This is a genomic window from Nitrospirota bacterium, assembly GCA_013388455.1.
Lineage (GTDB): Bacteria > Nitrospirota > Thermodesulfovibrionia > Thermodesulfovibrionales > SM23-35 > JACAFF01.
In genome coordinates, this window is the sequence record JACAFF010000003.1 from 48,202 (window position 1) to 60,330 (window position 12,129).

14 protein-coding genes are annotated in these 12,129 nt (G+C 34.8%); 6 read left to right on the top strand and 8 right to left on the bottom strand.

Annotation, left to right across the window (positions count from 1 at the left end; genetic code table 11):
* Nucleotides 1-42: 42 nt before the first annotated feature.
* From glgP to HXY53_01115, 8 genes are read right to left on the bottom strand one after another with little or no spacing between them, the layout of a single operon-like run.
* Nucleotides 43-2,157, bottom strand: coding sequence for an alpha-glucan family phosphorylase (gene glgP / locus HXY53_01080; protein NWF75163.1), 2,115 nt, complete (start codon nt 2,155-2,157; stop codon nt 43-45).
* A complete protein-coding gene (locus HXY53_01085; GenBank protein NWF75164.1) occupies nt 2,154-2,612 on the bottom strand; it encodes a DUF4079 family protein in 459 nt (152 codons plus the stop codon). The genes glgP and HXY53_01085 overlap by 4 nt, the downstream gene beginning before the upstream one ends.
* Nucleotides 2,613-3,476: a transaldolase gene (locus HXY53_01090; protein NWF75165.1), complete on the bottom strand. Its 864-nt coding sequence runs from the start codon at nt 3,474-3,476 to the stop codon at nt 2,613-2,615.
* Entirely contained in the window at nt 3,473-5,305 is a 1,833-nt protein-coding gene (locus tag HXY53_01095; protein ID NWF75166.1) for a transketolase, read from the bottom strand. Before HXY53_01095 ends, HXY53_01090 begins: the two co-directional genes overlap by 4 nt.
* Nucleotides 5,306-5,329: 24 nt before the next feature.
* On the bottom strand, nt 5,330-5,782 hold the full coding sequence (locus HXY53_01100; GenBank protein ID NWF75167.1) for a hypothetical protein: 453 nt from the start codon (nt 5,780-5,782) through the stop codon (nt 5,330-5,332).
* 15 nt (nt 5,783-5,797) lie between these two features.
* On the bottom strand, nt 5,798-7,180 hold the full coding sequence (gene bioA / locus HXY53_01105) for an adenosylmethionine--8-amino-7-oxononanoate transaminase (protein ID NWF75168.1): 1,383 nt from the start codon (nt 7,178-7,180) through the stop codon (nt 5,798-5,800).
* A gap of 52 nt (nt 7,181-7,232) precedes the next feature.
* On the bottom strand, nt 7,233-8,090 hold the full coding sequence (gene prmC, locus HXY53_01110; protein NWF75169.1) for a peptide chain release factor N(5)-glutamine methyltransferase: 858 nt from the start codon (nt 8,088-8,090) through the stop codon (nt 7,233-7,235).
* A 20-nt stretch (nt 8,091-8,110) separates the two neighbouring features.
* On the bottom strand, nt 8,111-8,989 hold the full coding sequence (locus HXY53_01115; GenBank protein ID NWF75170.1) for an EamA family transporter: 879 nt from the start codon (nt 8,987-8,989) through the stop codon (nt 8,111-8,113).
* A 226-nt stretch (nt 8,990-9,215) separates the two neighbouring features.
* Here HXY53_01115 and HXY53_01120 point away from each other — a divergent pair, with 226 nt between their 5' ends.
* The 6 genes from HXY53_01120 to HXY53_01145 all read left to right on the top strand — a co-directional run bounded on the left by HXY53_01120 (nt 9,216) and on the right by HXY53_01145 (nt 12,081).
* Nucleotides 9,216-9,524, top strand: a complete 309-nt coding sequence (locus tag HXY53_01120) for a hypothetical protein (protein NWF75171.1) — start codon at nt 9,216-9,218, stop codon at nt 9,522-9,524.
* Between the two features lie 110 nt (nt 9,525-9,634).
* Complete coding sequence (gene rpsP, locus HXY53_01125; protein NWF75172.1) at nt 9,635-9,871, top strand: 30S ribosomal protein S16; 237 nt, start codon at nt 9,635-9,637, stop codon at nt 9,869-9,871.
* Nucleotides 9,872-9,900: 29 nt separating this feature from the next.
* Nucleotides 9,901-10,134, top strand: coding sequence for a KH domain-containing protein (locus tag HXY53_01130; protein NWF75173.1), 234 nt, complete (start codon nt 9,901-9,903; stop codon nt 10,132-10,134).
* Between the two features lie 173 nt (nt 10,135-10,307).
* Nucleotides 10,308-11,045: a tRNA (guanosine(37)-N1)-methyltransferase TrmD gene (trmD, locus tag HXY53_01135; protein NWF75174.1), complete on the top strand. Its 738-nt coding sequence runs from the start codon at nt 10,308-10,310 to the stop codon at nt 11,043-11,045.
* A complete protein-coding gene (rplS, locus tag HXY53_01140) occupies nt 11,042-11,425 on the top strand; it encodes a 50S ribosomal protein L19 (GenBank protein NWF75175.1) in 384 nt (127 codons plus the stop codon). The genes trmD and rplS overlap by 4 nt, the downstream gene beginning before the upstream one ends.
* A gap of 44 nt (nt 11,426-11,469) precedes the next feature.
* Nucleotides 11,470-12,081 carry a ribonuclease HII gene (locus HXY53_01145; GenBank protein NWF75176.1) on the top strand — a complete coding sequence of 204 codons (612 nt, stop codon included), beginning with the start codon at nt 11,470-11,472 and terminating at the stop codon, nt 12,079-12,081.
* Nucleotides 12,082-12,129: the final 48 nt, after the last annotated feature.

Here is a 12,129-nt window from a genome sequence, read left to right on the forward strand (position 1 = left end):
ACTATTTCAGGAAGATCAGAATTATTCAAAAGATGTTTTTTATTATTTGGCTGATTTCAGGGCATTCTGATAAAACTTCTGCACATACTCCTTTACCATTCTTCTTGCACTAAACTGCGAGCCAATACTTTTTATTGCCTCTTTCATGACCTTAACCCATTCTACAGGAATTCCAAACTCGTCAACACGATAATACAAGGGTATAATCTTTTTCTCAATGAGATCATAAATTGCTTCGGCATCACTATTATCACCAACCCCTTTAAAAGCCCATCCATTGTTGCCATTATAACCCTCTATCCACCATCCATCAAGGATACTCAAGTGCGGGACCCCATTCAGTGAAGCCTTCATTCCACTTGTGCCACATGCCTCTAAAGGTGGTATAGGATTATTCAGCCAAACATCAACTCCATGAACCATATATTGAGCGAGTTGTTCATTATAATTTTCTACAAATGCAATTCTACCTCCTAATGAAGGATCGTGTGCATAATTAAATATACGCTGAATCATTCTTTTACCTTCATCATCTACAGGATGAGCCTTACCAGCAAAAATTATCTGGACAGGGCGCCATCGATTATTAAGAATCTTTTTCAGTCTATCACTGTCATAAAATATAAGATCTGCTCTTTTGTAATTAGTAAATCTGCGCGCAAAACCTATAGTAAGTGTGAGGGGATCAAGCAACGTTCCTCCTGCGATAATATTGATTGGATTTGCGTGATTCTCTATCCAGCGCCTCCTTGTTTGCTCTCTAATAAAATTGATAAGCTTTATTTTCAACCAGTAATGAACCTGCCACAATTCCTTGTCAGGTATTTTATCAACCAAATGATAAATCATGGGATCATCATGTTTTTCAAGCCAATCAGTGCCAAGATACTTGTTAAACAAAAGCTGCACTTTTGGTTCAATCCACGTTGGTATATGAATGCCATTGGTAATATAATCAATAGGCATTTCTTCTTTACTACTTTTATCTGGCCAGAGTATTGACCACATTGCCCGGGTAACCTCATTATGTTTTTTGCTTACACTATTATGAAATTTAGACATTTTAAGTGAAAATGTGGTCATATTGAATCCTGCAGACGGTTCTTTAGGATTTACACCAAGTTGGATAAATTCTTCACGGTCAATACCAATAAGCTTACAATAACTACCAAAATATTTATTAATAAGATGGAAAGGAAAAACATCATGTCCAGCAGGCACAGGAGTGTGAGTAGTAAAAATTGATGTACTACGCACATATTCTGCTGCCTCTTCAAAACTCATTCCTCCTTCTACTCTTTCTCTTATTCTTTCAAAAAGTGCAAATGCTGAATGTCCTTCATTGAGATGAAGGATTGAATGATGGATACCAAGGGTGTTTAAGACTGCAATACCTCCTATACCAAGAACCATCTCTTGTCGTAAACGCTGTTCAATATCTCCTGTGTAAAGATGATAGGCGATTGACCTATTCCATGGATCATTTTCCTTTATGTCAGTATCCATTAAGTAAAAGGGTACACGCCCTATCGTCACCTTCCATATAGTTATGTAAATAGGTGGTTCAATAAAAGGCACCTTTATTATCAACTGCTCTTCTTTTTTATTAAAAACCCTTTCGATGGGTGCTGCATCTCTATCAAGAAATTCGGGGATATCTTCCTGCCATCCATCAACCCTGATCTTCTGTCTTAGGTATCCTCCTGGATACATAAATCCGATTCCTACTACAGGAACTCCAAGGTCACTACATTCTTTCAAATAATCCCCTGCAAGAAATCCCAATCCGCCTGCATAGAAAGGCAATGAATGATGCAGACCATATTCTGCAGAAAAATATGCTATTGGCAGACATTTTGGAAAGGGCATATTTTCAGAAAACCAGCACTTACCGGATTTCAGATATTCATAAAATTGTCCGATTACCAAATCATAATGCCGGAGATATTCCCTGTCTTTTGCAGCAGTTTCTATTATTTCAGCGGGTAATTCTTTAAGCATTTTTACTGGATTATGTCCACTGTCTTTCCATGCTATCCTGTCCAGCATTTTAAAAAGCATCCTTGCCTCAGGATGCCAACTCCACCACAGGTTATAAGCAAGATCTGCAAGACCTTCTAAACGTTCTGGTAAATTTGAAAATCTAATTTTCGTCATGTAAATATTATCTTTATACCTATAAATATCTGGATAACATAAAGACATATTATCAAAATACCAGATGCTAAATGTAGAGTTCTCCATTTTGATTCACGGCTTTTAATTTTTTTGGAGAGGATTAATGTAATTATAATTGAAAGAGTAATCAAAAGTCCGATAAAGAAATGTAATGGATATACCATGATATGTCCTTCCGCTATATAAACGATTGTCATACCAGCAAGAAAGCCTATAACGCCTTCCACTGCAAAAATTGGCCCTGATTTTCTGTGCTTTCTAATTGTGTGTATATTAGGAGGATTTCCTTGTAGTCTTTCTTTTCTGATTCTTAAACCTATAATTGACTGATAGATAAAGGCAATAAAAACAAAAAAATTATAAGTACCATGAATATATCCTAAAAGATTTATTATAGGGCTGTATGAATGTATATCTGACATTTCCTTAGTCAATTATTGAATCAATGAAATCCAGTCATCAACAAAGCGTTTTAGTCCAATATCTGTTAATTCATGCCTTATTTCATAATGCTGCCATTTTTTCCCAAGATCAATTTTTTTATAATCTATTTTCTTCAGGTTTTCAACCTTATAGATATATTCATTATCAGGCACTTGAAGTCCCTTCCCATTCCATTCTATCAATACTTTGAAAGGAACAGTGACAATATCTGATGCAAGTTTTAGAGAGCATAATAAATGTTCATAATTCCTTACACTTGCGGTCAATACTTCAACATGTCCATCACCATTTTCATACATTTTTATTATGTTGGATATTAAATCCATTCCATTTTCACCCCTGTCATCGAGTCGTCCAACAAAAGGAGAAACAAAAACGTCGCCTTTTCTTGCACCTAAAGTAGCTACATATACAGCAGCAGCCTGTTCTTGTGTAAAACATAAAGTCATGTTTATACGTATCCCTTTTTTTACTGCAATTTCTGCTGCTTTGAGACCTTCAGGAATTATTGGGAGTTTGATATGAGCATTAGGAATCCAGGAAAACATCTCTTCTGCTTGTCCTATCATTTCTTCTGCTGTTGTTGTGTGATCAGCATAGACTTCAACTGAAATTGAACCATGTGGAATAAGATTTGACAGTTCTTTTACAACACTACGATAGAATTCCAGTATTTCAACTTTTTTAAATTTCTCACCTTTTTCCATACGTTGTCTGGCTATCGGATTTTTTGCAATCAGGGTAGGATTTGTCGTCTGTCCGTCGATAAAGCCCATATTTTGTAATATCTGCCTTGTTTCATCAGGGTCTCCTCCATCCAAAAATATCCTTGTCCTGAGGTTTTTTGGTTTCATATAATCTCCTTTATTTTTGCAATAATAGCACTCTTTGATATCTCTTCATAATCAAGAAGTTCAGCTGGTTTACCGCTTTTGGGCATCTTCTTTACAGATAGTGAATAAATAGGGACTGCAATATTACTTAGGGCAGATTGGACAGCTTCTCCAATACCTCCCTCAGCAAAATGGTCTTCAACAGTAATAATGGCCTTTGTTTTATTTGCGGCTTCTTTCAATGTTTTATTATCAATAGGCTTAATACTGTAAAGATCAATAATGCGAATATTAATTCCTTTCCGCTGAAGTTCATCATAGGCTTGCAATGCTTCAAAAATGGTTATCCCGGCAGCAACAACAGTAACAACGTCTTTATCACTAATCTTTAATATTTTACTTCCACCTATTGAGAATTCTTCGTCAAAACTATAAAGAATTGGAGTCTCTTTTCTCGTGGTTCTTATATAAACGATACCTTTATGTTTTGCTGCTTCTTCCACTAATTTTTCAGTAGAAATCGCATCTGACGGATAGACAACAGTACTGTTCAATATTGCCCTGAACATAGCAATATCCTCAAGCCCCATCTGTGAAGGGCCGTCTTCTCCAATGGAAACACCTGCATGGGAACCGCAAAATTTAATGTTTGCATTTGAATATTGACTCATCCTGATCTGGTCGAATGTTCTTGTAAAAAAAGCACCGAAGGTTGAGATAAAAGGTATCTTTCCCCTTCGTGAAAGACCAAGAGCTGTCCCTACCATATTTTGTTCTGCTATATACATTTCAAAAAAACGTTCCGGGTATGTATCTCTGAATATCTCTGTATATGTAGAATTGCTTACCTCTGCGTCTAAGACCACCATCTCCGGAAAAGAAGGGAAGATTCTTACAAGAGCGTTTCCATAAGCCTTACGTGTAGCAACAGGTTTAGTGGTATCGTATTGTATTTTTTTTACTGGAACTGGATATTTTTTCTCTGGTTTCTGGTCTTCAGGTTTTGGTAAATCAACCCTTATTGACCTGTCTACTTTTCCCACCTCTTTTAAAGCCTGTAAAAGTTCTTCTTTTCTTGGTGCCCTACCATGCCATCCATGCTTGTCTTCAAGAAAATAAACGCCCTTCCCTTTTATGGTCTTCGCTATAATCATCACCGGCATACCATTTCTTCTGACAGCCTTCTCATATGCACGGATAATCTGAGAGAACGAATGACCATTAATCGTTATTGTTCTCCAACCAAATGAAGAAATCCTTTTTTTATAAGCATTGAGGTTATGTCCATACATTGTCTCTCCCCGCTGACCAAGACGATTAACATCAATTATTCCGATAAGATTATCAAGTTTATAATGTGCTGCTATCTGTATTGCTTCCCATTGTGAACCCTCAGACATTTCGCTATCACCGAGTAAAACGTATGTCATATAAGGAAGTTTATCAATATATTTAGCATTCAAAGCCATACCTACACCAATTGAAAGCCCCTGACCAAGAGAGCCTGTAGCAGCTTCTGTATATTTGAAAGTAACTGTTGGATGTCCTTCAAGGTTACTATTGAACTTTCTCATAGTCATTAGATCTTGTTCTGACACTGCTCCAGCGACAGTCCAGATTGAATAAAATAGTGGGGAAGCATGTCCCTTCGAAAATATTATCCTGTCATTATTTGGATGTTCAGGGTGAGTTATATCAAACTTAAAAAAACCTCCAAAAAATAGCGCTGTCATGAGCTCAGTTGCTGAAAGAGATGATGTCGGATGCCCCGAGCCTGCTTCAGCAGTAGAAGTAAGTATGTAATAACGGATGAGTTTTGCTATCTTTCTTAAATTATATATATATGTCATATAATCATCTCAATTCAATCAAAATCACCAATATTCAGGAAATCCTTGTGTCTTTATTATGAGCCACTTTGTTCTCTCTTTTTCAAGTGAAAAAACAAGATGAGCAGGGTTCGGTAAATCACCCAGAACATATCCTGTCTCGGTTCCAATAGTCGCTATTATTCTTACGTCCATTTCGGCTGTGGCTTTTCCATCATTAACTTCTATAGTAGTATTTTCATATTCTATCTTTATATCTTTCATCCTTTGAAATGATGACCTGATATTTTCTTTTATTAATAAATATGTTAAACCATATTCATCAAGATAATTGTAAGAAATTTTTGACATAACATCGTCGATGTGCTCTTTTTCTATTGCTTCAGATCCTTCTTTAAAAAGTTTCTTTATTCTTTTCTCATCAGAGGGCCAGAGTAAATAAAGAATTAGCGGAATGATGATTATAAAAAATAATAGTGCTATGTTTTTTTTACTCAAGATTTGATCCTTGTATTATCCTTCTGTAACATTGATTATAGCTTCATGTATAACTTTCAGCAATTGGTTTAGATTCTCTTTACTTATACTCAATGGCGGCATGATTACAACAACATTCCCAAGAGGTCGGATGAAAACTCCTTTTTCTCTTGCAAAGTATGCTACACGCCAACCCATCTTTTCTTTCCAATCATATGGCTCTTTTGTCTTTTTATTCCTTACTAATTCAATTCCTGCCATCATACCAATATTACGGACATCTCCGACATGTTTCAGATTTAATATATTTTTGAGCCATGACTTAAGAATCTTAATTTTACCCTTAAGATTTTCCATTACTTTTTCTTTTTCAAATATATTCAGACATGCAAGTGCTGCAAAGCATGCAAGAGGATTCCCTGTGTATGAATGACCATGAAAAAATGTTTTCAGGTCTTTAAAATCACCCAAAAATGCATTATAGATTTCATCCGAACAAATTGTTACAGCAAGAGGCATGTAGCCACCTGTTATCCCTTTAGAAAGACACATAATATCAGGCACTACGCCTTCATGTTCACAAGCAAACATCCTTCCTGTGCGTCCGAATCCTGTAGCAACTTCATCAGCAATCATAAGTATTTTGTATTCATTGCATAATTCTCTAACACCTTTAAGATAACCAGGCGGAGACGTTATCATTCCACCTGCTGCCTGAATCAAAGGCTCGATAATTATTGCAGCTATCTTTTTTGAATTAGATTTTAATATATCTTTCATATTATTAAGACATTCATACTTACATCTTGGATATTTTTTACCGAACTCACATCTATAGCAATAAGGAGAAGAAGCTTTATATGTTTTGTAAAGAAGAGGTTTGAATGTTTTATGAAATATATCAATTCCGCCAACACTCACAGCACCAATTGTATCTCCATGATATGCATTTTTGAGAGAAACAAACGTATTTTTTCCTCTAACACCTTTATGCTTCCAATACTGAAATGCCATTTTGATTGCAACTTCGACTGCTGTCGAGCCATTATCAGAATAAAAAACTTTTGATAGGGATGATTTATTATGGATAAACGATGCCTTTACAATGCGAATCAATTTTTCAGCAAGTTTTATTGCAGGGACATTACTCAATCCAAGTAAAGTGCTGTGTGATATCTTATCAACCTGCGCTTTTATCGCTTCGTCTAATTCTTTTTTACGATGTCCGTGAACATTCACCCACAATGAAGAGACGCCATCAATATACCATTTACCGTAAATATCTTTTATAAAACAATCTTTTCCTTCAGAGATAATTATAATATCTTCCTTAAGCCAATCTTTCATTTGAGTGAAAGGATGCCATATGTATTTTTTATCAGCATCCACGAGTTTTTTATTTTCTTCAATAATGCTCATATTTATTCTTGAAACCTCTGTTAAAATTTATATTATATTAATCAGAAAATTATCATTTATTTAATTTTAGCGTAAATATCCTTTCAATTCCCAAATAATCCTTAATTAAAGTGATATTTGTAAAACCTGCAATTTCTGCTATTTTCCTTATTGATTCTGCCTGACTCATGCCTATCTCCAATATAATATATCCGTTTTTTTTCAGATAATCCTTTGCATCGGGTATTATGATCCTATAATAATCAAGACCGTTATTACCTCCATCTAATGCATTTAAAGGTTCCCAGTCTTTAATATCTGGCTGTAAATTGCTCAAGTCACTTTTTTTGATATAAGGAGGGTTTGATACGATTAAATCAAATTTAAAATCTTTTCCAATAGACTCATATAAATTGCTTTCGAAGAACGTTACATTCTGAATATTGTTTATTTTTGCGTTTTTTAATGCATATTTAATAGACTCTGAAGAATTATCTATACCATAAACTTTTATCTCAGGTATTACACTCGCAATTGCAAGAGCAATACATCCGCTTCCAGTGCATAGGTCAAGAACCTTGATATTTGAATTTTGAGATCTGAAATCTAAAATCCTTTTTACTGCTTCCTCTACTAATAATTCTGTCTCAGGTCTTGGAATAAGAACTCCTGGTCCTACTTCTATCTTCAAACCGTAAAATTCAGTATAACCGAGTATATATTGCAAAGGTTCTCTCTTAGACCTTCTCTTCAATATAGCTTCAATTTCATTATCAATGCTCTCTGGAATATCTGGATTGTCTTTATACAAAACTATCCTGTTTATATTAAGGCAGTGTGTTACTATTAATTCTGCCTCCCTGTAAGCATCTTTAATATCAAATTCTGCAAGATAATCTGATGCTCTTTTTATTTTGTCAAGGGCATACATAAAAATATTTAAACAAATTATTACGAAGCTGTTACAATCATTATGAATCCTATAAACATAAGCAACGCTCCTGTAATCCTTTCCTTTAGATTTCTTTCTCGGAACAAAAAATAACCGTAGAGGACACCCATCAATAGACTCGTCCGTTTAACCGATATCATATAAGCCACATTTGTAAGGCTCATGGCAATCATATGTGATACTATCATTACTGAATAAAAAATACCTGGAAACAGAAGTTTTTTATATTTTTTCTCTGACATAAATATTTTCAGCTCATGCCTTCCACAGAATAATGATATTGGTGTAAAAAAAATAGTCAATACCAGAAAATATGTTATACCAAAAAACAATGGTGATGAATGTTCTATCGCCATCTTACCAAGAGATGATGTTATGCTATAAATAAAGGCAACAAATATCATTAGAACTGATCCCTTCTCTTTTTTTATAGCAAAAAATGGTTCCAATATACCTTTTCGCATTAAATTTAGGTTCAATGTATAGCTTCCTGCAGCAAGCAAAAAAATACCAAAACCACCTTGAATAGATACTTTTTCACCAAGTATTACATAAGAGATAATTATCAAAAACATAGGTGTGAGAGAAAGAAAAGGAAGCGTCATACCCAACGGAGAGAGACGAAGAGCTTTGATATAAAAAATAATAGCTATTATTTCGAGAGGCAATGAAAAACAAAATGCCTGATAAAATTCTGTATCAAGTTCCGGTTTTGGTATAAATAGCCATAATAGTAGAAGTATGGGTATCGAAAAAACAAGTCTGAACCATGCAACAAGATATTCGTTATGTTCATGAAGAGCTTTCTTTGTAAGTGCATCACTTGTCGCGAGCGATAATGCTGAAATCAGTGATAAAATAACCCAATTGTATAGCATTTATAATAATACTATAAAAAATCACCAACGATAAAAATCGTCATCTCGAGTTTAAACAATGCAATCTCATCTCTTAATTCCCCCTTCGCTAAGGGGGGACTAAGGGGGGTGTATTCGAATATCGGTGAAATAAATCCGCTAAAATTTATGAATTAAGTGGGTTAGTATTTAAATAACTTTTTGCAACAATGTGATAGAATAAATTCAATAAAAGAAAGGCTCTGTTATGAAATACTTATTGATTATAAGTTTAATAATTGTAATCCTTTTTTCTATTACTGCATGCAAAGAAAAACCAAGAACACCTCTGGATGATTATGGTGATGCTTTATTAGATTCTTACAAAAGAGGACAGGATACAGAGGAAATAGCAAATCTGGATGCAGTGAAAAAGGCGGTAATGGTATATTATGCATCAAACGGTAAATATCCCCAGAGCTTAGAGGAAATAAAAGACCTTTTAAGCTCAGATATTGACCTTTCCCGTTATTCTTATAATTCTGAAAATGGTAAGGTTACTCTAAAAAATAGATAAACTTTACTTTGCAACTAAGTTTCAAGACCGGAATCATATTAGAAATATCAAATCCTTTACTTTCTTTTAAAAATATATTAAAATGATTAACTTCATAAGGAGGTGATGTTTTGGTTAAAATCAGACTTACACGATTAGGTGCTCATAAAAGACCTTTCTACAGAATAGTAGTAGCTGATTCACGCACAAGAAGAGATGGACCTTTTATTGAAATTCTCGGCACCTATGATCCATTAAAAGAACCGTCTGAGGTAAAACTTAATTTTGAAAAAACAAAGCTATGGTTACAGAAAGGAGCACAACCTACTGTTATCGTTAAAAAGCTTATGCAAAGGGCTGGCTTGTAAACAGTCCAAAACTCGCATGGAGGTGGAATATGATGAAAGAATTAGTAGAAAAGATGGCGAAGGCTCTGGTAGACAGACCAGAAGAAGTAAATGTAACAGAAGTTGATGGAGAAAAAACCACCGTATTTGAGTTAAGGGTGGCTCCGAGTGATCTGGGCAAGGTTATAGGCAAACAAGGAAAAACCGCTCGCGCTATGAGGACGATATTGAGTGCATCAGGTACAAAAATTGGTAAGCGCTGCGTACTTGAAATACTCGAATAATTAATATTAAGAATGTGCTCCTTCAGGGATAAATAATTTTTCTGATTTTTATCCCTGTATAGAATCTTACAGGATGAAAAGGGGTAGAAGGAAAATAACAGAGCCTTTTACCCCTTAATTTTTTTAAAATAATTATTAAATTTCGAATCCTAAAGTTTTCGTGAATCGTATAAATGAAATGCGATATAATTACAATATTCCCTGAAATATTCAATGCATATTTCAATGAGGGAATTATCAAAAGGGCTTTACAGAGAAAAATTATAGAAATCAATGTGCATAATCTTAGAGACTTTGCAACAGATAAACACAAGACTGTTGACGATTATCCATACGGTGGTGGGTCAGGAATGGTTATGAAACCAGAACCTTTCTTTGCTGCTGTTGAAGCTATATGTCCGGAACAGAGTGAACGTAGGGTCATAATGCTCAATCCTGCAGGAGATAAGTTCAGTCAGGATATGGCTTCTGCATTATCCCAAGAAAGTAAAAGACTTATATTTCTCTGCGGAAGATATGAGGCTATTGACGAAAGGGTAAAAATATCTCTTGCAGATTATGAAATCTCCATAGGAGATTATATACTGACTGGAGGAGAATTACCTGCTTTGGTTATAATAGATGCTATTACAAGATTGATTCCCAATGTCCTTGGGGATGAACATTCTGCTGAGGAAGAATCTTTTTCATGGGGGATACTCGATTATCCTCATTATACAAGACCGCAGATGTTCAGAAATATGGCTGTACCGGACGTCCTCTTGTCAGGCAATCATAAAGATATTAAGAGATGGAGGCGTAAGGAGGCTCTACGCAGGACAATAGAAAGAAGACCTGATCTTCTAAAAAAAATAAGACTTAATAAAGAAGACCAAGAATTATTAAGGGAAATAAAGGAGGAATTACTATGAACCTGCTAAACGCTGTTGAAGAAGGATTCAAAAAAGATATTCCAAAATTTAATGTGGGAGATACTGTCAGGATTTATGTGAAAGTTATTGAAGGTGATAAAGAAAGAATACAGCCTTTTGATGGCGTTGTTATTGCCAGACGAGGAAGCAATACACGCGAAACATTCACTGTTCGAAAGATATCTTTTGGTATTGGCATCGAACGAATCTTTCCTCTATTTTCTCCATCTATAGATAAGATCGAAGTTTTGAAAAAAGGTGATGTAAGAAGAGCAAAACTTTATTATCTAAGAGAAAAGAAAGGAAAATCTGCAAAGATAAAGGAAAAAGATAGGGTTTTTGAAGCAACCACTACCGAAAGTCAAACATTAGAAAGTTAAACTAATTTAATCACAAAAAACTGGCTCAAATGGATTAAGCTTTAATGGACTTTTACCAGTATGATGAAACCCTTAGAAAAAAGGGATTTAAGATAATCGCAGGCATTGATGAAGCTGGTAGAGGTCCACTTGCAGGTCCTGTAGTTGCTGCATCAGTTATTCTTAAAGAAGGCATAAAAATAGATGGATTGAGAGATTCAAAAAAAGTCTCTCCTAAAGATAGAGAAATTCTTTACAGTAAAATTAAGAAGACTTCTTTAGATATTGGAATAGGAATCGTTGATAATGAAGACATAGATAGGCTGAATATTTTAAAAGCTACAAGGTTAGCAATGCAACTTGCTGTTAATAATCTCTCAATACTACCCGACCTGCTTATAATCGATGCCCTTTCTTTACCACTAATCAAAATAAAACAGATTTCACCTATAAAAGGAGAGTCTGTTAGCGCTTCTGTTGCTGCTGCTTCAATTTTAGCAAAGGTTGTTAGAGACAGGATTATGCTTGATTATCATAAACAATATCCATGCTATAATTTTGAAAAACATAAAGGTTATTCTACAAAAGAACACCTTGAAATGATCCGACTCTATGGCCCCTGCCCTATCCATAGAAAAAGCTTTTGCAGGGTGATGACTCTCGATCTGCCGTTTTAAGTCATCTTATCAAATAAGTCTTTACAGTTTAGAAAACCAATAAATAAC